The organism is Aquimarina spongiae, from assembly GCF_900141785.1.
GTDB lineage: Bacteria > Bacteroidota > Bacteroidia > Flavobacteriales > Flavobacteriaceae > Aquimarina > Aquimarina spongiae.
On the sequence record NZ_FQYP01000003.1, the window covers coordinates 126,936 to 148,573 of the forward strand.

A 21,638-nucleotide genomic window follows, 5' to 3' on the forward strand; every position below is an offset into this window, starting at 1 on the left:
CAAAATGTTACCCTACTCTTGAAAAATAATTATTCTTCATCATAATTATTTTTACGGTAGTGTTCCTCATCCCCTTCGAGTATTTGAAGATAACTTTTGTATCTAGACCATGCAACCTCTCCGTCATCCAGAGCTAATTTGACTGCGCATTTAGGCTCATTAATATGTAAACAATTATTGAATTTACATTGAGCTTTTAAGGCAAAAAATTCAGGAAAATAATCTCCTATCTCCTCCTTATCCATATCAACTACTCCAAACCCTTTAATCCCCGGAGTATCAATAATTTTTGCCCCTATACTCAAGTCAAACATTTCTGCAAAAGTTGTAGTATGTTGTCCTTGTTGATGCTGTTCACTGATTGCCGCTGTCTTTAATGATAAATTTGGTTCAATCAAATTGACCAGGGTAGATTTCCCCACACCACTATGCCCAGAAAACATGCAGACTTTATCTTCCATTAAAGTTTTTACCTTATCAATATTTTTTCCAGTTTTTGCAGAAACACCAATGCATTCATATCCTATATCTCTATATAATGCAGCGAGATATTTTATTTCTAAAAGCTCTTCCTCATTATAGGTATCTATTTTATTAAAAAGTAACACCGCCCTTATACCGTATGCTTCTGCGGTAACCAAAAAACGATCAATAAATGCTGTAAAAGTTGGTGGATTATTTAATGTAATTAACAAAAAGACCATATCAATGTTTGCCGCGATAATATGGGTTTGTTTAGAAAGATTTACAGATTTTCTAATGATGTAATTTCGGCGCTCATGTATATGTTCTATAACCCCTGTTTCCTGATCATTTTTAGTCTCTAATTTAAAATCTACAACATCTCCAACCGATACAGGATTTGTACTTTTTATGCCCTGAATCCTAAACTTCCCTTTTATCCTGCATTCATAGACATTACCATCCTGTGTTTTAACGGTATACCAACTCCCGGTAGATTTATAAACTGTACCTGTCATAAGCACAAAGATGCGAATATTAAAATTTATTTAAGACCTATTTTTTTCTTTGTTCAAAAAATATGGCATACCAATTGATAAGTTAGCAGATATTAATCTTAAAATTAAAATCCATTATGAAAAAAAACTTAGTACTAGTCGCACTTTTTATGCTTGGTTTAAACACAACTTTTGCTCAAGATGTCTATGAATACCAAATCGTAACGGTTATCGAATCTATTGTTCCTAGTGGTTTGGGTAGATCCAGAATGCTTACCAGCAATGAAGTTAGAGATTACAAAGAATTCACTTCTACACGTACAGGGGAAGATGACAAAAGAAATAAATCCAACCGAGGCGAAATTAGAGTAAAAGGCTTTGATGAAACCAAACTTTTAAACTTCTTTAATCTTGGTGGAATCCGTTTTCAAAATATCGCTGCAAACGACGCTATCGTTACTTCAAAACTTAACGAAATGTCTACTCAAGGTTGGGAACTAACTTTTGTAAACAGTGGTGTTGAAAGTTTTGGTGGTAAAGGCGACGGTAATGGAATTTATATAACCCGATATACTTTCAAAAGAAAAAAATAGACTACAACTTTATAAAGAAGCCACTCAAACGTATTTGAGTGGCTTTTTATTATGAACGTGCTACTTTTTTCTGATGATTAATCGATTCTTGGTGAATTGCCTTATAGATCCTAAGCATAAATTCTTCACTTAATCCTTTTTCTTCTCCTTCAAGAATCATTTTTCCTAAAATTTCATTCCATCTTTTAGACTGCAGGATCGCTACGTTTTGTTTTGCTTTGACTTTACCAATTTCATCAGAAATCTTCATCCTTCTAGACAATACATCCAGCAACTGATTATCTACAACATCTATTTTTGCTCTCAATTCACTTAGTGCTTTTTGATACGCTTCGTCCACACCAACTTCTTTTCGGATTTTTAAATCTTTCATATATTGAATTAATGTTTCTGGTGTAATTTGCTGTTTTGCATCACTCCAAGCATTATCCGGATCAAAATGTGTTTCTACAATCAATCCGTCAAAATTAAGATCTAATGCAGTTTGCGAAAGATCAAAAATAAGATCTCTTCTTCCTGCAATATGTGAAGGATCCAGAATCAATGGTAAATCTGGAAAACGATTTTGCAAATCAATTGGAATTTGCCACTCTGGGATGTTACGATATTTTGTTTTTTCATAAGTTGAAAACCCTCTATGAATCACACCCAAGTTCTTTACATCAGCCGTGTAAAAACGTTCTACAGCACCTAACCATAACGAGAGATCAGGATTGATTGGATTTTTTATTAAAACCGGATTATCGATTCCTTTACAAGCATCTGCAATATCCTGAACAATAAATGGAGAAACAGTACTTCTTGCTCCGATCCAAAGCACATCTACACCATGTTCTAAAGCTAACTCTACATGATGTGGATTTGCCACTTCGGTAGCAATTTTAAGACCCGTTTCTTCTTTTGCTCTTTGCAACCATTTTAATCCTAAAGCTCCTACACCTTCGAAATTACCAGGTCTGGTTCTGGGCTTCCAAATTCCTGCGCGTAATACTGTGGCATCAGAATCTTTAAGCTGATGTGCAATTTTTAATACTTGCTCTTCGGTCTCTGCGCTACAAGGGCCTCCGATTACCAAAGGGTGATCCAGATTGTAGTCATCTAACCATGTTCTAAGTTCCTTCTTATTTTCCATTGCTATCTTTTATGCATTATGTTTATAGTCGTTTTTATTTATTGTTATGAAATTCCTTTCAAAATTGTCTTAATATAGTTTGTATTTTCCATCTCCTGATAGATTTGATCAAATTTATCATTTTCCATTAATTCTTTGAACTGATTAAGGTTAGTTATGTACTCTTGTAATGTTTCGATAACATTTTCCTTATTTTGCTTAAATATAGGAGCCCACATTGCCGGAGAACTTTTGGCCAATCTCACTGTAGAGGCAAAACCACTTCCGGCCATATCAAAAATATCTCTTTCGTTTTTCTCCTTCTCTATTATGGTTTTACCCAGCATGAATGAACTTATGTGAGACAAATGAGACACATATGCAATATGCTTATCATGAGATACCGGATCCATATAACGAATTCGCATACCTAATCTAGAAAAAATTTCCATGCCTTTTTCCTGTAATTTAAAAGCTGTTTTCTCTACCTCACAAATAATATTGGTTTTGCCACGGTATAAGTTAGCAATTGCCGCTTTTGGTCCAGAAAACTCTGTACCTGCTATTGGATGTACGGCTAGATAATTTCTTCGCTTGGGATGATCTTCTACAGTTTTGCACAGTTTTTTCTTAGTAGAACCTACATCAAATACTAAACAATCATCATTAATTTGATCAAGAACTTGCGGTAGCACTTTGACTGTTGCATCTACAGGTATTGCAATGATTACTACATCGGCTTGATCAAGTTGATCAAAATCAGAAGCATGATCTATAAAACCTAAAGAAACCGAATTTTCTAAATGTTCTGGATTACCATCAATACCGAATATTTTGGCATCATTAAAAGCCGCCTTGATATCGATCGCAAAGGATCCTCCTATTAAACCTACCCCAATAATAAATACATTCATACCTGTATGTTATGCCTTTTGATTCATAAGTTCATTATTAAGCTCTAATTCTTGATTTCCAAACCGTTGAATAGCTTCTTGTATATTATCTTTTGAAACGCACAAGGAGAAACGAATATATCCTTTCCCATTACTACCAAAAATATCTCCTGGAGCAACAAAGATGTCTTTTTTATACAATACATAATCTGTAAAAGGTATTGCTTCCAGCCCGTTGGGTAATTTTGCCCATACAAACATTCCTTTGGCAGCTCTATCAAAAGTACATCCTAATTTTGAAGCTAGTTCCCAGATCAGCACTCTTCTTTCGGCATAAATTGCATTCATTTTATCGTACCACCCATTCGAAATTTTTAACGCTGCTATGGCACCTTTTTGTATCCCTTGAAACATCCCACTATCCATATTACTTTTTACCTTGAGAATAGCCTCTATTTTATCAGAACTACCACTCACCATACCTACTCGCCAACCCGCCATATTAAAAGTTTTACTCAGAGAATTAAGCTCTAGCGCAACTTCTCTAGCTCCTGGGACAGATAGAATGCTTACCGGACTATCGTTTAATATAAAACTGTATGGATTATCTTTTACCAATAAGATGCTATGTTTTTTTGCAAAATCCACTATTTTTTGAAACATTTCTACACTCCCCGAAGCTCCTGTAGGCATATGTGGATAGTTGATCCACATCAGTTTAACCTTGCTCAAATCTCTTTTTGAAAGGCTATGTAAATCAGGTTCCCATCCGTTCTCCTCAACCAAATCATAAAAAACAGGTGTTGCTCCAACCAATTTGGTCACCGAGGTATACGTTGGGTATCCGGGATTTGGCACCAGTACCTCATCTCCTTCATTGAGGTATGCTAAAGAAATATGCATTACCCCTTCTTTGGATCCCATAAGCGGAAGGATCTCATTTTTTGGGTTCAAATCAACCGCATACTTTGTTTTATAAAAATCTGCAATAGCTTCACGCAACTCTGGCAATCCCTGATAACTTTGATATTTATGCGCTCCCTGTTTTAAGACAGCTTCTTGAATTGCTTTTACCACTTCTGCCGGAGGATCTAAATCCGGACTTCCAATAGCCATATTAAGTATAGGTTTTCCCGAAGATGCTAACTCACGCACTTCTCTCAACTTGGTCGAGAAGTAGTACTCTTCTACCGTATCTAATCTTTTTGCTGTTTGAATGTTCATCCGTTTTGATTTTTATATTCTCCTAATACCTTTAATTCTAATGCCATTATTTTTAAAATCGACATTGCCTTTTGGTAGTCTTCATAATTGTGAAAAGTAACATCTACAAAAAATGAATATTTCCAGGGCATATCAATAATAGGTAAGGATTGAATCTTTGTTAGGTTCAAATTGCAATCACTCATTACATTAAGCACTGTGGCCAGGCTCCCTCTTTTATGGTCTGTATGAAACTTTAGCGAAGCTTTATTGATTTGATCCTTTGGCGTTTTTGCTTCAGACTTTGCATTAAGTACAAAAAAACGTGTACTATTGGATTTAATGGTCTGAATCTCTCGAGCTAAAATACTCAACTCATAAATAGACGCTGCAGTTTCTCCTGCTACTGCAGCCACTCCCATCAACTGTTGTTCACCAATCCTACGAGCCACATCGGCAGTATCTGCATCCTCTACCAATTTGATATGAGGATGTTTCCTAAAAAAATCCTTGCATTGTAACAAAGCCATTGGATGAGAATACACCTCTTTTATATCAGCAATTTGCTGCCCTTCTATTGCCATCAAACAATGATGTATAGGTAAGAAATACTCCCCATTGATCGTGAGATCATGCTCATCTATATATGCATAATTAGGAATAATTGATCCTGCAATAGAGTTTTCTATCGCCATAACAGCATCCGTGCTTCTATTATTTTCTAAACTCACCACTAATTCCTGAAATGACATACACTCATCTACTTCTATATCTTTTCCGAAATAGGCTTGTGCCACCCCATGATGGTAAGATCCTTTTACTCCTTGTATTGCAACTTTTTTTCTCAACCGTTGTTTATTTTATGTCAAAAAAAAATCCCGACTTTTCATCGGGATTCTTATGATATGTTTTTACTAATATTTACATAGCAATCCCGATCTTACTTTTAAAATAAAAGAAGAAAAAATAAAATCGGTTCCAAGTAAATACGTTGCTCATTTCTTTCAGTATTACAGTGCTAAAGTAGTTAAATCTATAATGAATCAAAATATTTTTTCATTTTTTTCACTATCAAAAACACATTATCATCAAATTCTAAACAAAGAGTAGCTATTGCTATTATATTCGAAACAAAAATGCTAGTCTGTTATAAATTTTTCAGTATTTGAAGCACTAACAAACGTTCGTAATTAAATCACTCCCAGTTCTTTACCAATTTTGGTAAATGCAGCAACCGCTTTTTCCAAGTGGTGTTGCTCGTGCCCAGCGGATAACTGAACTCTAATTCTTGCTTTTCCTTTAGGAACCACAGGATAAAAGAATCCGATTACATAAATCCCTTCATCCAACAGTTTGGCAGCAAACTCCTGAGCCAATTTGGCATCGTACAGCATTACCGGAACGATGGGGTGATCTCCTGCCAGGATATCAAACCCTGCTTTGGTCATTTCGGATCTAAAATATTTTGTATTCTTTTCTAGCTTATCTCTCAATTCTGTTGAGGCACTTAACAAATCCAAAACTTTGATCGAAGCTCCAACAATAGAAGGAGCCACAGTATTTGAAAACAAATAGGGTCTGGAACGTTGTCTGAGCATATCCACGATTTCTTTTCTAGCAGCGGTAAATCCTCCAGAAGCGCCTCCAAGCGCTTTACCATAGGTCCCTGTAATGATATCTACGCGCCCCATCACATCTTTATACTCATGGGTACCTCGTCCTGTTTTACCCAAGAAACCAGTTGAGTGACATTCGTCTATCATGACCATAGCTCCGTACTGATCAGCCAAATCACAAATTTTATCTAGCTGAGCTATGGTACCATCCATAGAAAAAGAACCATCGGTAACGATTAATACTCTTCTACTCCCTTCTGCTTCTTTTAATTTCTTTTCTAGGTCTACCATATTATTATGCTCGTATCTAAAGCGTTTTGCTTTACATAAACGTATTCCATCAATAATGGAAGCATGATTAAGTGCATCAGAAATGATCGCATCTTCCGGACCTAGTATGGGTTCAAAAACTCCTCCGTTAGCATCAAAAGCAGCAGCGTAAAGAATACAATCTTCCATTCCCAAAAATTCAGCGGTTTTACGCTCCAATTCCTTATGAATATCTTGTGTTCCACAAATAAAACGCACCGAAGACAAACCATATCCATGGGAGTCGATCGCTTGTTTTCCTGCTTCTATAACATCTGGATTCGATGAAAGCCCCAGATAATTATTAGCACAAAAATTAAGTACATGTTGTGTTTTGGTAGTATCTATTTCTGCCCCTTGTGGTGTAGTTATAATTCGTTCTGACTTATACAGCCCAGCTTCTTTAATTTCGTCAAGCTCCTTTTGAATATCTTCTTTTATATTGGTAAACATGTTTTTGTTGTTTTGTTATTCTGTTGTTTTTAAAATAATGAAGGCTTAGAGCGCTAGCATTTCCAGGTTTTTTGAACCTGTTTTGTACTTTTTCTTGAGTTGATTTATCATTGTTGTAGTTATTCCTTCCAAATCATAAGAAGCTTTCCAACCCCAATCTTGCCTTGCTTTGGAGTCGTCTATCGACCTTGGCCATTTTGAAGCAATTTCTTGCCTGAAATCTGGATTGTATACCACATCAAAATCAGGATATAATTTACGAATTTCTGCAACGACTTCTGAAGGAGAAAAACTTACTCCAGCAATATTATAAGAAGTTCTCATGGTGATCGCTTCTTTTGGCGCTTCCATCAACTCTATAGTTGCTCGAATAGCATCATCCATAAAAATCATAGGCAGCGTAGCATCCTCTTTCAAAAAACAATCAAATTTTTCATTCAGCACTGCTTTATGGTATATATCTACTGCATAATCGGTAGTTCCTCCTCCTGGTAAAGACTGATACCCAATAACTCCAGGATATCTTATTGATCTTACATCTAACCCATACTTTAAGAAATAATATTGAGCCCAGTTTTCTCCGGCTGCCTTACTAATACCATAAACCGTTGCAGGATCCAAATAGGAAGTATTGGGTGTATTGTCCAAAAGAGCTCCTTCACCAAAAACAGCAATTGAACTAGGAAAGAATACCTTTTCTATATGTTGTTTCCTGGATACCTCCAAAACATTAAAAAGGGTTTTCATATTGATATCCCAGGTCTGCAGCGGATTTTCTTCTCCTTTAGCAGAAAGGATGGCCGCCAGATGATAAATCTGAGTCACTTTATACTTTTGAACTACCTCCTCGATACGCTGGATATCTGTAGCATCGATAACTTCAAAAATTTCCTTATACCCATCTCTCTTTCTTAAATCTGAAGCAATAACATTATTGGCTCCAAATTTATCCTGCAAAGCTGTAGTAAGTACGGATCCTAATTGTCCGTTTGCTCCTATTATTAAAACTACCGTCTTCATATTGTATTCCTTTTACAAAAAGCGTTATTTACTTACTAAAGTAACAAATAACCATATATCAGCCATGAATTATAAAAAATTAAGTTATTTTTACTACAAGAAACACATTTGACCATATTATTTACTTTTAAAAAGTTAAAAATAGGTGGTCAATAGTAATTTTTTTAGCATGGAACAATTAGATCAAACGGATATCACTATACTTCGAATACTACAAGAGGATTCTAAAAAAACTGCAAAAGAGATTGCAAAAATTCTAAATCTTACGCCATCTCCGGTTTATGAAAGAATACGCAGGTTGGAACATCAAGGATTTATCAAAAAATATGTAGCCATTCTCGACAAAAAATTAATCGATAGATCAATTACTACCATTTGCCAGGTATCTATGAGGTATCACAATGAAGCTTTTATCGAAAAATTTGAAGAACAAATCCAAAATTTGCAAGAGGTACAAGAATGTTATCACATGGCTGGGCAAGTAGATTTTATCTTAAAGATTCACACCAAAAGTCTAGAGGAATATCATGATTTTGTAAAATCCAAACTATCCAAAATTGAAAACATTGGAGTTCTAAACAGTACGTTTGTATTGAAGGAAATCAAACACACTTCAGAGTTTTACATTTGACAAATAGTCTTGCAACCAATGCGCTGTTTTCTTGAAGGTTCGATCCAACGTAGTAGGATCAAAACTTATAATACCAAATTTAGGTACATACCCTTCGGCCCATTCAAAATTATCTACCAAAGTCCATAGTAAAATTCCTTGTAGACGAACTCCTTTTCTCAAAACGGTATCCATGCCTATTATCACTTTTTTGTAATAGTCAATTCTTTTGGAATCATCTTCATCTTCAGCCAATGCCATACCACACTCTGACAACCACAATGGTTTATCGGGATCATACTTTGCAAATCGTTCCAAAAAGTAGGGAATCCCATCTGGATATGTTTCCCACCCCATTATAGATGTTTCTACATTTCTATGTTTTGGTTTGACCAGCATAGCTCCCAAATACGGGATATACCAAGCACTTTTCACCACTTCTCTGGTATACGTTTGTATCCCCCAAAAATCAAAATCTGTAGTAAGATCTTGAATATCGTTTTTCTTGCAATATTTTGACATTCCTTTCAGTATTGGTAAATCTTCTTCGGGGTATCCCATACCCAAATGAGGCTCTATAAACAAGCGATTCATAAGTGTATCGATACGTTTTGCGGTTTGGACGTCTCTCGAAGTATTTTTATAAGGTTCTATTTTGGTACAACTTATTGCGGTTCCTACTTGCAATCCTTCTTTCTGTTTTAAAACCTTAAATCCTTTTGCCTGTGCAAGCAACAAATGATGCGTGCTGGCTAAGAAATTACTAATTCCTATTTTTCCCGGAGCATGCACGCCCAAAAAATATCCACCTCCCATACACACAATTCCTTCATTTATCAAAATCCAATGAGTAACTCTATCTGCAAAATGTTCTCTAAGTATACTTACATAGTCTGTATACCAACTCACCACATCTCTATTGGTCCAACCTCCTAATTCTTGAAGTTTTTGTGGTAAATCCCAATGATAGGTGGTGATCCAAGGCTCTAGCCCAGCTTCTAGACAACAATTGATAACTTTATTATAAAATTCAATTCCTTTGAGATTGACTTTTCCGGTTCCTTCAGGTAGTATTCTGGGCCAAGAGACTGAAAATCGAAATATTTTTAACCCAATACGCGCGGCCAAATCAATATCTTCTTGGTAACGATGATAAAAATCTATGGCCACTCTGGCATTAGATCCGTCTTTAATTTTTCTGCGTTTTTCTGTAAACTTGTCCCAAATAGAAGCACCTTTACCGTCCAGGTTATAAGCTCCTTCAGTTTGAGCAGCAGCAATGGTAACTCCCCAGATAAGATCATTCATAAATCTCACAAAATATTAAGCTGTGAGGTTTAATGTTTGAATAAACTTTTTCCAAAAAAAGAATATAGTAGTACAAAGAATAACCTTTGCATCGAGCAAAAGAGTTCTCGAGCGATTTTCTTAAATAATTGCTTCAAAAACGAAACCATAACAACACCTTTTGTATTGCAATAAATTTATAAACAAAAGACGGCAACTCCATTATCTAAATATTACCAAAGTGTTAATCTCTATTGTTTTTTAAGATCATTAAAACAATAAATCAGGAATTATTACTTTTGATACGTAAAAGCACTTTTATTTATGTCCATATCTGTATCTAATATTTCCAAATTCTATAAAGACCAAAAAGCGTTAAATGATATCTCTTTTGAAATTAAACAGGGAGAAATTGTTGGTTTCTTGGGGCCAAATGGAGCAGGAAAATCCACCATGATGCGAATATTAACCTCGTATTTGGATGCAAATAGTGGTTCGGCTATGGTTAATGGATATGATGTAAACAAAGAGGCAATTGAGGTTCAAAAAAGTGTTGGATATCTTCCAGAACACAATCCCCTTTACACAGATATGTTTGTTCGAGAATATCTCGCTTTTAATGGTAAGGTCCACAGCGTAAAAGCTTCCAGAATAGAAGAAGTCATACAACTTACCGGTCTTACCCCTGAAGCTAACAAAAAAATAAATCAGCTCTCCAAAGGGTATCAACAAAGAGTTGGTCTAGCTTCTGCTCTACTGCACGATCCTCAAGTACTTATTTTGGACGAACCTACCACTGGGTTAGATCCTAATCAATTGGTAGGCATTCGTGAACTTATACGCGAAATTGGCAAAAAAAAGACCATTTTACTTTCTACTCATATCATGCAAGAAGTCGAAGCCATGTGCGATCGAGTGATCATTATTAACAAAGGTGAGATAGCGAGTGACAAATTTTTGAAAGATCTACTCAATGAAGAAGCACAAATCATTGAAGTCGAGTTTGACTACAGAGTCGAAGAAGCCTTTTTATTAAAACTACCTCATGTATCTGAAGTAAAAAACATTGTCGGGTTCACTTATCACATCACATTTGACACTGCCAATGACATGAGACCAAAAGTCTTTGATTTTGCGCATGATAACGAATTAAAAATTCTTCAACTATCACGAAAAAACAAAAATCTGGAAAGTTTATTCAGAGAGCTTACTTCTTCTGAAAGTTAAACCAGACGATAGCACTACACTCTTTTCAAAATCAATTATTTATACTTCAACTCTAATTTACTCTTTAGGCAGACAAGGAAACAAAAATAAAAATTAGGGTATTTTATTTCTCCTGTGTTTTAGGATTGTAATTTAATTAATTCGGAATACAAAAATGGGAAACAAAGTATTGACTATGCTGTTGATCATGTGTACTTGTGGGATAATGGGGCAGGATATTAAAAACGAAAAACCTAAAACGTTTAAAAATAGTATTAAAATCCGTCCGTTAAATTTTTTTGTTAACGAATTGGTTTTGGATTACGAAAGGATGATCGATCCAAAAAGTTCTTTACATATTACTGCAGGGCAAGGGTATCAAAAAGATCGTCTGTTGGTAGGAGGAACAGTAGAAAATCACACCTCATTCTTAGAAGTGGATTACAGGCGTTATTTTTCAAAAGATAAAATTGCTCCGAGAGGATGGTTTGCCGGAGCAGGAATATTTGGACTTTATGAGTTAGATCGTTTTAAAAATATAAGAGGAACTGTGGATCCAAATTTTGATCGCGATTACTTTTCCACAGGAGTCTCAGTAGATACTGGATATCAATGGGTGTTCAAGAATGGTATTACCATTGGTCTCTCTGGAGGAGCAGATTTAAGAATACCTATTGATCACAGTATTAACTCGAGTAGCATACGACCAAATCTTAATTTTTCTGTAGGTTATTCATGGTAATATGAATATCTTAATAGGTGAAAACCAACATGAACTAATTAAATATAGCTGTACATGACCAAAAAAACTGTAAGTGTTTGCGAGGAAAAAGTATACGAACAACTTTATCATGATCATGCAGAAAAAATATATCGCTATCTGTGTTATAGATATGGAGATATTGAAAAAGCTCATGATATCGTGCAAGATAGCTTTGCTAAACTATGGGTAAACTGTTCCAAAGTGATTTTTGAAGCAGCCAAAAGTTTCTTGTACAAAGTGGCGAACAATGCTTCTTTAAACGAAATACGATCTCAAAAGACAATGCTGAAATATCAAGCAACTACTCAAAAGACCTATACCAATGAATCTCCAGAGTTTCAAATGGAAGAAAAGGAGTTCATGGATCGTTTAAACAGAGCAATTAGCAATTTAAAAGATCGACAACGAGAAGTCTTTTTATTAAGTAGAATGGAAAAAAAGACCTACCGGGAAATTGCAGAAATATTAGATATTTCAGTAAAAGCAGTAGAAAAAAGAATGCAATTGGCATTATTAAATTTAAGAAAATCAATCCCAAATATTTAAACAATTATATCATGAATATATCAGATAAATATTCACAAAATGAATTTTTGATTAAATGGATACATGGTACTTTATCTACAGAAGAATTCACTTCTTTTCAGAATTCTAAGCTGTATAGAAATTTAGTATCATCAAAAGAAGTTAATAAAACACTATAAAAGTCTATACAATGTCAGATTATAAAAAAGATAATAATTTTTTGGCACGTTGGTTAGCGGGAGAAATTACAGAAGAGGAAAAGAAAGTTTTTGAGAAGTCAAAAGATTACTTGGCTTACAAAGATATCCTTAACGGCGTTGAACGTTTTGATCAACCTACTTTTGACACCATACAAAACCTGATTAAGCAAAAGGAATACAACAAAACGTATCAGGAGAAAAAAACAAAAGTGATTTCTTTTAAGCCATGGCTTTACGCCGCAGCAGCAATACTTTTGGTCATTGTAAGTATCAGAGTATTTAACCCGAATCAAACAGTGGTTACTACCGAAATGGCTCAAACACAAACCCTGAAATTACCAGATAACTCTGAAGTAGTTTTGAATGCTGAATCTTCTATCTCCTATGAAGCTGAATCTTTTTTAGAAAAAAGAGAACTTACCCTAAAAGGGCAGGCTTATTTTAAAGTTGCCAAAGGATCAAAATTTGTGGTAAAAACCAAAAATGGAGATATCGCAGTTTTGGGGACGCAATTTGATGTGTTTTCAAGAACTCAAAAACTGGAGGTACACTGTTTTGAAGGAAAAGTACAGGTATCCCAACAAAAGGAACAAGTAATTCTTACCCGGGGCAAAGCGGTAAAATCTACTCCTGCGCAAAAACTCCTATTGTTTGACATTCAGAATCAAAACCCTTCATGGGTGAATGGAATAACACATTTTAAAGAAGTTCAACTTAAAGAGGTGATTAGTGAATTAGAACGACAGTTTGACGTTAAGATCAAACCTGGTAACATTGATTCACAACGTATGTTTACTGGATTTTTTGATCATCAGGACATCAAAAAAGCCTTGCAAACTTGTTTTGAACCCATGAATATTAATTATACATTTACAAATGATAATACCATTGAACTCCGAAATAAGTGATTAATCAAAAATTAGTGTGTTTTTTTCTGCTACTGGTATCTCTAGGATACACGCAGGAGATCACTATTGCTAATTCTGAAAAAAAAATACCGATAACCAAAGTTCTGGAAAGCTTTCAGACGAATCATCAATTCAACTTTTCCTTTGATGCGGATACCATTAAAGATATTACCATCGATGTGGACCAGAATCTTCTTTCTATAGAAGAACTTCAAAGCATCATTGAAGTACAAACAAAGTACAGATTACAAAAGATCAATGACACGAGTTATATCGTGATTGAAAATGACACTTTGATTGAAGTTTGTGGTATCGTAATCGATGATGTCACGTCTTTTGAACTAGTGCAAGCGGATGTTATTAAAAATAAAACAACGGTAAAACTAACTGATAATTCTGGTGCATTTTCCATTCAGTTACGACCTGGCGATACGATAACGCTTTCTCATTTAGGATACTATTCTAAATCCATCGCTGCAAATACGTTCTCCAGTACTTGTGACACTATTCGTTTACAACCAAAAATCGAAAGTTTAAATCAAGTTGTTATTAAAGAATATCTTACACGAGGGATTCAAAAAAATAAAGACGCCTCTGTAAAAATATCCACAAAAGAATTACGAATTTTACCAGGTTTGGTCGAACCCGATGTATTACAAAGTTTACAACTCCTACCGGGGATTAGTAGCCCTACCGAAGATCCAGCTGGCTTATATATCCGTGGGGGTACACCGGATCAAAACCTTGTACTATGGGATGGTATCAAGATGTATCATACAGGTCATTTTTTTGATCAAATTTCGACATTTAACCCCTATATTGTCGAGAGTGTCAATGTATATAGAGGGGGGACTAGTGTGCGATACGGAGATCGCCTATCTGGGGTTATTGAAATAGAATCTGCCAATGATCTTACCGATAGATTTCAAACCGGCGGAGGACTTAATCTTACCCACGGAGATCTTTTTGTAAAAGTACCGCTGTCAGAAAAAGTAGGTATTATGCTTGCTGGCCGTAGATCTTCAACAGATATCTATCAAAATATTAGTTACAACAATCTGGTACGTAAAGTTTTTCAGAATACAAGAGCGAATATTCCTGAAAACAATAAAAATGGTACCGATGAAATGGAAAAAGATGATTTCTCATTTTCGGATAGCAATTTCAAGTTTGTCTGGAAACCCAACGAAAATCACATCTTTAAGGCAAGCACCTTGTTTGTAGAAAACAGATTAGATATTATTCGGGATGTAGAAAGCGAGACAAGAGGTGATCTACGTTTAAAGGATGTTTTAAAACTTAGAAACTTTGGTTCTAGTATCAATTGGACTGCAAACCACAAGGGAGGAGTACAACAATATGCTAATTTCTATGTTTCTCTTTATGACAAGAGATACACGCTAAATGTTGACGATAGAAATCCAAGTACTTTTTTGGAATTTGATCGAAATATAGTCGTAAAAGATATAGGTGGAGAATATTCGATAAACATACCCTTTGAAAACAATCAACAGTTAGGTGTTGGTTATCAGTTTACTTATAATGAGAATGACAACGAAGCCATAACTGATGAACGATTTGATGGGACTGAAAATCCATTCATGGATGAAATCAAAAATCAAAACAATAGCCATACGTTATATCTAGAGTATCTTTTCAAAACCCCAAAATCATACCTAAGCATTGGCCTTAGAAATTCATTGCTTAGTAACACCAATCGGTTTTTGGCGGAACCCAGAATATTTTCCTCCTTTGAAGTTTTTAAAAATTTTAGGATTACAGCTTCCGCAGAACTTAAAAACCAACAATTAAATCGATACCTTAGTTTTAATAGCACTGCTGCTGATATTGGTTTTTTACCGGTGGCAGATGATTTTTGGGTAAATTCTGGAAGTTATCGAACTCTAGAATCTATCGATATTAGTTTACCTGTATTTAGGAGTTCTCAATTTACATTTGGGTCATTATATTCCATTAATGGCTGGAACTTTGATGTTGAAGCTTATTACAAAAGATTAGGCAACATCTCGTCTTTCAACAACCTAATTCTCGATATTGCTCTTTCTGATTCTAATCAATTTGTAATTACCGGTGAAGAGAATAGAATAGGAGTTGACCTTCTAATAAAAAAGCGAATTAGGAATTACAGGTTTTGGTTGGGGTATTCCCTTAGTAATACAGAAGTTAAATTTCCAGATGTACAAGAAACTTTCTTTCCAGGAAATTTTGACCAACGCCATGTATTCAATATTTCTCAAACGCTCAAAGTTAAAGACTTTGAGTTTTCTTTGGGGTGGAATTATGCCACAGGAAGGCCATTTACCAATATCGTTAGAGACCCAGAAAACTTTGCTTTTGGGGTACGAATTGATAAAAAAGGAATCAATCGAAATAGATTTAAAGATTACCATCGACTTGATGCCTCAGTGCTATACCGGTTCAACCCTAATAAAGATAGCCGATGGAAAGGAATGGTTGGTTTTTCTTTAAGAAACATCTACGATCGCAAAAACACGATTAGTCAAGGTTTTCTGGGAAGAGCAGACACCCAAGACTTAACCGAATATATTGAAAGTTTCCAGCGTGAATCCTTGCGATTCACTCCTGATTTTGTGGTTCGTTTTTCTTTTTAGCCCTTTATAAATCTTCTTGCATTACCAAAATTCACATTTGACTTACACTGCCTTTTCCAAATCATTTAGCACTTCTTTTAACTTTGCCACGGTAACTGGTTTCACAATGTAATCGCTAACCAACTCATAGGATTTTGCTCTATGCATATCCTCTGGATCTACAGAAGAGGAAACGATATAAATGACGATTTTTTTATCGCATGGGATTTTGATAAACTCATCCAGAAACTGCCATCCATCTAGAACCGGCATGTTAAGATCTAGCAGAATAACATCAGGCAACTTTTCATTGTTGGATATTATGGATTTTAAATTATGCAGTGCCTCTTCTCCATCTCTAAAAACCATTAGGCTTTTACAAAAATCAATAAGGTCCATTATTTTCCTAACTCCAAAAATAAAGATAGGATCATCATCTATAATACATGCAATGTCAATTTTTTTCATATCTCAAATAAACTTTAAACGTTGTACCTAGATTTACTTCACTTTTGACTGTAATTTTTCCTCCCATGGCTTCTATTTGATTCTTAGTAATAAAAAGCCCTATACCTCTGGCGTCTTTATTATGATGGAATGTTTTATACATTCCAAACAGTTTTGAACGATGCTTTTTTAAATCAATACCCAGACCATTGTCTGCTACGCTAAGAACCACAAAACCTTTCTCAATTTTGGTGCTCAACTCTACATAACTATCTCTATTTTTTGCACTATACTTTATACTATTAGTGATCAAATTTAATAAGATGCTATCCAAATAAGCCGAAATACCCAAAATTCTAATATCTGGTGTCACATAATTTCTGATTTCGACCTCAGCCTCGGTTGCTATGGCCTTTACGCCCTCTATAGTTTTATTTGTTGCATCATAAATATCTAGACCTATCAAATTCTCGTCTAATGAAGTATTCATTAACACAACTTCATTAAGATGAGAAATCGTTTCTGTAAGATGCCCGGAAGCGGTTTTAAACAACTTGACAATTTCGTTGTATTTCAACTCGGGATTTTCCTGTACGAATAAATCCAATAGCATCTCAAAATTACCAGAATGAGATTTCAAATTATGCGAAACAATATGTGCAAAGTTTTTCAATCGTTTATTTTGGTCTTCTGCTACCGCCAGTAGGGATTTTAGCTCTTCCTTTTTCTTGATTTTTGTAATATCATTGGCGTGAATAATAATCCCTCCCACTTCATCTTCATCAGTATACCAGGGACGAAACTCCCAGGATAACCACTGAATAGATCCTTCAATTTTCTCAATGCGTTCTTCACTATTTTTAATCACATTACCTTGCAAAGACTTTTTATGACTTACCTTCCATTTATTACCAATGATAGGCAGTACCTCATAATGTGACATCCCTAATACCTGTTGACCTTCGAGATTAAAAACACTCAGCCATTCTTCTGAAGCCGCCAAATACTCCATATTTCTGTCAAACATAGCAATAGCAGTAGGCGCTTGTTTGATAAATTGCCTATTGCGTTCATATGCCTTTTTCTTATCTGTAATTTCCTGATGAGAACCTACCATCCATTCTGGGTTTCCTTCTTCGTCCCAACTCACGACTTTACCTTTACCCAAAACCCAAACCAAATTTCCATTTTTATGATGCATTCTAGCTTCATACTCATAGACTTCTGTTTTACCAGTAATATGGTCTTCTAAAAGTTTATTCGATTTTTCCAGATCCTTTTCATAAGCATATTTCATCCAGGTATCAATAGAAACAGGTTCTAACTCTTCTAGGTTATATCCTATGATCTCTGCCCAACGCTCATTAAAAATAGTTGCGCCTGTTTTCACGTTCCATTTCCAGGTTCCAAGATTAGTTCCTGTAATTACTTGTTCAAAAAAAGCTTTTTGCAATCGTAACTCCTCTTCTTTTTCTTTAACCTTTGAAATATCTGTATGCGCTCCCAACATTTTCAAAGGCTTCCCATCGGCATCTCTAAACATCATCCCTCTACACCGAATCCATACGGTATGCCCTAGCTTATGTCTAAACCTAACGATCTGATCATATGGAATTTTTGGATCTTTGGCGTGGGCAGCAAAATTGGCATATATGTTTTTTAGATCTTCTTCAAAAACAATGGGTTGCCACGAAGAGGATTTATGCGGCATCTTCTTTGGATCATATCCAAATGTAGTCCAATACTCTGGACTCATCCATACGTTATCGGGATTATCAAGATCCCAAAACCATATACCATCAAGTATAGCTTCCTGCAAAAAATCCAATATAGAAGTATCGGATCTAATTAAATCGTATAATTCTTTTTTGAGATAGTTTTCTTCGTTACCCAACAAGGAACCCTCTAAAATCTTTTGTTCTTCTTTCATCTTTTCGTCCTTTGTGAGATGTGTTTACCTGGGGTACATATAAATTTATAAATAATCTCACAGAACCTACTGCTACAAAACCTCAGTATTTAGATGTTAATGCCGTAAAAATTCTATTGAAAAATAAGCTCTCCAGTAAAGAACTGTTCTACCTCCACTACTGAAGGCCTGTTTACTGCGATAACATCTCCAGTACTTCGTATTGAACCGCGTAAAGAAAGTTGAGGATTAATAATAACCTTATTCGTTCCTCTATGAAAAATTTGAACATCATCTGCCACTAATTCTGCCGCTTCAAATCTTCCTGTGCCAGAAAAAATACCTACATTAAGATTTGTGGTCCTCCCAGAAATAAAGAAAGAAGTAATGTTATTTCCGACCACTATTAAATCGTCAGAGTTTATGTTCAAATGAAAAGTTCCTGTTGTCGTTCCGGTATTCTCATTAAAATCTTCTGACAACAATCGTAGTGTTGGGTAATTCAAAACTCCGTCAGAAGAAATGTCAAACTGGGTTGCACTTCGTATTTCGGTAATATTAGGTGCGGTAACAAAAATTTTGGTCTGATTAAAATCTCGAAAAAAAGCACAATCATTATCGTCTTGAAGTACTAGTCGATCACCTTCTACAACAGCAGTCACTTCGTTAATCAAATTATCGCCTGTCTCTATAACAACAGCTCTATTTTCTCCCTGTCTAATAACCAACTCAACATTTGGGTTCACCAAAATCCTTGAAAAATCAGGGATTTCCACTTCTTGCCGAACAATATCTCCAGTTCGCTGAAAACAATCAGGGGCATCTTCGGTATCACAACCAAACAGCAATAGCACTAATCCTATATAGTATCCTATCTTTTTCATAATCTATACCCTATTGTAAATTCCATTGCTTCGGCTTTGGCCGCATGGGATCGAACAGTAAATTCGCCTATCCAATTTTTGGAAAAATAATATCGTAACCCCGCACGTAAATAGGTTTGTCCTTCAAAATCAAAAGGATAATATACGTAATATCCGTATTGTGTTAAAACAGACACCTTGTTCACCCTTAGTTCATGACCTACATACAATCCAACACGCTTGGAATCCTCATCTCCAGTGGTACCATCATTAAAACCTCCACTAGCCCTGAAATCTATAAATCGTTCTAGCGCTTTGGAGAAGAAAACTTCCGTTCCTAATTGAAAGGCGCTTTTTTTGTTGATTCTCTTATCTATAAAGGCTCCCAACGTATAAAATGGAAACTGCCCAGATCCTACTACATCGCTTTCATTAATACCACTGCGAAACAAAAAACCATATCCAAAAGGCTCACTACCTTTTACCAATCCTTTTTCTTTTTCCTGATATTCTGGGATATCTGCATCCAATTGATAGGTGATCCCAGCATTCAAAAACAAAGTGTTTGTACTTTTATTGGGGGCCTTGGCATTACCATTAGAATAATGCACAATACCAAGTCCAGCTTGTAGCCCCAAGCCTTTCAGTAAGTTTTCCTTTTTAAAATTTAGTAAAAAATACGTTGCACTTGTAAAATGCGAACCATGTGCTACATTCCTAAAATTATCATCTTCGTCATAGGGGTTGGTACTATACGCAAACCCTTGCCCTAAACGGAACATGAGATGTCGTTTCAGAAAATAAAAATTATAATGTGCAAAAAGACTAAAATGTTCCCCTAGGTATGTATTATCCAAATCATTATAAATAAATGAAACACCATACTCTGGATTATTATATAACCTTTGCCACTCTTCGTCTCCAAATGTCTTTTTCTGAAAAGAGAAAATAACCCCAGAAGGATGTCCAGTAATCAGGTGAGATATATCTGGATTGTGTTTTAAAATGGTCCCGTAAAAATTATTAACATCTACTGTATACCAAGATTTAGACTCATTTTGAGCATACAGTTGAAAGCTAACAATGCATAATACGAAAGCCAGTCGTTTAATCATCGGGTAAAAGTAGTAATATTGGTAAAATTACCAACACCTGAAATACACAATGTTCAAAACGTTTTGAACAACTAAAAAATTGCCGAAGCGATTTTTTTTATATTATCCGATTTCCCCATCGAATAATAGTGCAACACAGGAACTCCGTATTCCATCAATTCTTTGGACTGTTGAATTGCAAATTCTATCCCAACTTCTCGAACTTCCTTATTGGTTTTACATTTTTCCACTTCTTTCACCAATTCGTCTGGGATATCTAATTTAAACACTTGCGGCAATAACTGAAGGTGTCTTTTTACGGCTACAGGTTTGATCCCAGGGATGATTGGAACATTAATCCCAGCTTCCTTTGCCTTTTCTACGAATTCAAAATATTTTTTATTGTCAAAAAACATTTGTGTAACTACATAATCCGCTCCAGCATCTACTTTATCCTTTAACCTTCTAATATCAGAATCCATAGAAGGAGCTTCCAAATGTTTTTCAGGATACCCTGCTACTCCCACACAAAAATCGGATTGATTATCAGTTTCTATTACTTCATGTAAAAACTGTCCTTTGTTCATATTGACAATTTGTTCCACCAATTCATTGGCATAACAGTGTCCCCCTTTGGTAGGTGTAAAATACTTTTCCTCCTTCATTGCATCACCTCGAAGCGCCATCACATTATCTATCCCCAGATAATGACAATCCACCAACAGATATTCTGTTTCCTCTTTGGTAAAACCGCCACATAATACATGCGGTATAGTATCCACATTATACTTGTGTGTAATCGAAGCACAGATACCAACTGTACCCGGTCGCATACGGGTTAGTTTTTTATCCAAAAGCCCATCTCTATCGATATAAATAAACTCTTCTCGAGAGGTCGTAACATCAATAAAAGGAGGATTAAACTCCATCAATGGATCTATATTATCATATAACTCCTGAATACTTCTTCCTTTTTGCGGTGGAATTAATTCAAAAGAAAACAAGGTTTTGTCTTTTGCTCTTTTTATATGATCGGTAACTTTCATTAGTGATGTAT

At 35.3% G+C, this 21,638-nt stretch carries 20 protein-coding genes; 7 read left to right on the forward strand and 13 right to left on the reverse strand.

Annotated elements, in window-relative coordinates; genetic code table 11:
• Window positions 1–29: 29 nt before the first annotated feature.
• Window positions 30–980, reverse strand: coding sequence for a ribosome small subunit-dependent GTPase A (rsgA, locus tag BUE24_RS07980; RefSeq protein WP_073315481.1), 951 nt, complete (start codon window positions 978–980; stop codon window positions 30–32).
• A gap of 116 nt (window positions 981–1,096) precedes the next feature.
• On the opposite strand from rsgA, the gene BUE24_RS07985 reads away from it, so the two are divergent.
• The gene (locus BUE24_RS07985) at window positions 1,097–1,552 is read left to right on the forward strand and encodes a hypothetical protein (protein WP_073315482.1); all 456 of its coding nucleotides are present in this window, start codon (window positions 1,097–1,099) and stop codon (window positions 1,550–1,552) included.
• A 49-nt stretch (window positions 1,553–1,601) separates the two neighbouring features.
• On the opposite strand, the gene BUE24_RS07990 is transcribed toward BUE24_RS07985, so the two are convergent.
• The 6 genes from BUE24_RS07990 to BUE24_RS08015 all read right to left on the reverse strand — a co-directional run bounded on the left by BUE24_RS07990 (window position 1,602) and on the right by BUE24_RS08015 (window position 8,157).
• A complete protein-coding gene (locus BUE24_RS07990) occupies window positions 1,602–2,684 on the reverse strand; it encodes a bifunctional 3-deoxy-7-phosphoheptulonate synthase/chorismate mutase type II (protein WP_073315483.1) in 1,083 nt (360 codons plus the stop codon).
• A 44-nt stretch (window positions 2,685–2,728) separates the two neighbouring features.
• The gene (locus tag BUE24_RS07995; RefSeq protein WP_073315484.1) at window positions 2,729–3,577 is read right to left on the reverse strand and encodes a prephenate dehydrogenase; all 849 of its coding nucleotides are present in this window, start codon (window positions 3,575–3,577) and stop codon (window positions 2,729–2,731) included.
• A gap of 9 nt (window positions 3,578–3,586) precedes the next feature.
• The gene (locus BUE24_RS08000; protein WP_073315485.1) at window positions 3,587–4,780 is read right to left on the reverse strand and encodes a pyridoxal phosphate-dependent aminotransferase; all 1,194 of its coding nucleotides are present in this window, start codon (window positions 4,778–4,780) and stop codon (window positions 3,587–3,589) included.
• Window positions 4,777–5,607, reverse strand: coding sequence for a prephenate dehydratase (locus tag BUE24_RS08005; protein WP_073315486.1), 831 nt, complete (start codon window positions 5,605–5,607; stop codon window positions 4,777–4,779). The genes BUE24_RS08000 and BUE24_RS08005 overlap by 4 nt, the downstream gene beginning before the upstream one ends.
• A gap of 342 nt (window positions 5,608–5,949) precedes the next feature.
• Window positions 5,950–7,137 (reverse strand): glycine C-acetyltransferase, encoded by a 1,188-nt coding sequence (gene kbl / locus BUE24_RS08010; RefSeq protein ID WP_073315487.1) that lies wholly within the window; start codon window positions 7,135–7,137, stop codon window positions 5,950–5,952.
• Window positions 7,138–7,182: 45 nt separating this feature from the next.
• Window positions 7,183–8,157 carry an NAD-dependent epimerase/dehydratase family protein gene (locus BUE24_RS08015; RefSeq protein WP_073315488.1) on the reverse strand — a complete coding sequence of 325 codons (975 nt, stop codon included), beginning with the start codon at window positions 8,155–8,157 and terminating at the stop codon, window positions 7,183–7,185.
• Window positions 8,158–8,326: 169 nt separating this feature from the next.
• Between BUE24_RS08015 and BUE24_RS08020 the strand changes: the two genes are divergently transcribed.
• Entirely contained in the window at window positions 8,327–8,788 is a 462-nt protein-coding gene (locus BUE24_RS08020; RefSeq protein ID WP_073315489.1) for an Lrp/AsnC family transcriptional regulator, read from the forward strand.
• Here BUE24_RS08020 and BUE24_RS08025 read toward each other — a convergent pair.
• Complete coding sequence (locus BUE24_RS08025; RefSeq protein ID WP_073315490.1) at window positions 8,771–10,075, reverse strand: glycoside hydrolase family 1 protein; 1,305 nt, start codon at window positions 10,073–10,075, stop codon at window positions 8,771–8,773. The genes BUE24_RS08020 and BUE24_RS08025 overlap by 18 nt on opposite strands.
• Before the next feature lie 303 nt (window positions 10,076–10,378).
• Here BUE24_RS08025 and gldA point away from each other — a divergent pair, with 303 nt between their 5' ends.
• From gldA to BUE24_RS08050, 5 genes are all read left to right on the forward strand, one after another.
• Window positions 10,379–11,281, forward strand: coding sequence for a gliding motility-associated ABC transporter ATP-binding subunit GldA (gldA, locus tag BUE24_RS08030; protein WP_073315491.1), 903 nt, complete (start codon window positions 10,379–10,381; stop codon window positions 11,279–11,281).
• Between the two features lie 154 nt (window positions 11,282–11,435).
• On the forward strand, window positions 11,436–12,002 hold the full coding sequence (locus BUE24_RS08035; RefSeq protein ID WP_073315492.1) for a hypothetical protein: 567 nt from the start codon (window positions 11,436–11,438) through the stop codon (window positions 12,000–12,002).
• A 54-nt stretch (window positions 12,003–12,056) separates the two neighbouring features.
• On the forward strand, window positions 12,057–12,569 hold the full coding sequence (locus BUE24_RS08040) for an RNA polymerase sigma factor (protein ID WP_073315493.1): 513 nt from the start codon (window positions 12,057–12,059) through the stop codon (window positions 12,567–12,569).
• 169 nt (window positions 12,570–12,738) lie between these two features.
• A complete protein-coding gene (locus BUE24_RS08045) occupies window positions 12,739–13,656 on the forward strand; it encodes a FecR family protein (protein WP_073315494.1) in 918 nt (305 codons plus the stop codon).
• Between the two features lie 14 nt (window positions 13,657–13,670).
• Window positions 13,671–16,289: a TonB-dependent receptor plug domain-containing protein gene (locus tag BUE24_RS08050; RefSeq protein WP_073315495.1), complete on the forward strand. Its 2,619-nt coding sequence runs from the start codon at window positions 13,671–13,673 to the stop codon at window positions 16,287–16,289.
• Between the two features lie 42 nt (window positions 16,290–16,331).
• Here BUE24_RS08050 and BUE24_RS08055 read toward each other — a convergent pair whose 3' ends face one another.
• The 5 genes from BUE24_RS08055 to metF form a co-directional block, all read right to left on the reverse strand.
• The gene (locus BUE24_RS08055) at window positions 16,332–16,736 is read right to left on the reverse strand and encodes a response regulator (protein WP_073315496.1); all 405 of its coding nucleotides are present in this window, start codon (window positions 16,734–16,736) and stop codon (window positions 16,332–16,334) included.
• Window positions 16,723–18,645, reverse strand: coding sequence for a PAS domain-containing sensor histidine kinase (locus BUE24_RS08060; protein ID WP_073315497.1), 1,923 nt, complete (start codon window positions 18,643–18,645; stop codon window positions 16,723–16,725). Before BUE24_RS08060 ends, BUE24_RS08055 begins: the two co-directional genes overlap by 14 nt.
• 113 nt (window positions 18,646–18,758) lie before the next feature.
• The gene (locus BUE24_RS08065; protein ID WP_073315498.1) at window positions 18,759–19,508 is read right to left on the reverse strand and encodes a head GIN domain-containing protein; all 750 of its coding nucleotides are present in this window, start codon (window positions 19,506–19,508) and stop codon (window positions 18,759–18,761) included.
• Entirely contained in the window at window positions 19,505–20,602 is a 1,098-nt protein-coding gene (locus BUE24_RS08070) for an acyloxyacyl hydrolase (RefSeq protein WP_073315499.1), read from the reverse strand. Before BUE24_RS08070 ends, BUE24_RS08065 begins: the two co-directional genes overlap by 4 nt.
• 71 nt (window positions 20,603–20,673) lie before the next feature.
• A complete protein-coding gene (gene metF, locus BUE24_RS08075) occupies window positions 20,674–21,627 on the reverse strand; it encodes a methylenetetrahydrofolate reductase [NAD(P)H] (protein WP_073315500.1) in 954 nt (317 codons plus the stop codon).
• Window positions 21,628–21,638 lie beyond the last annotated feature (11 nt).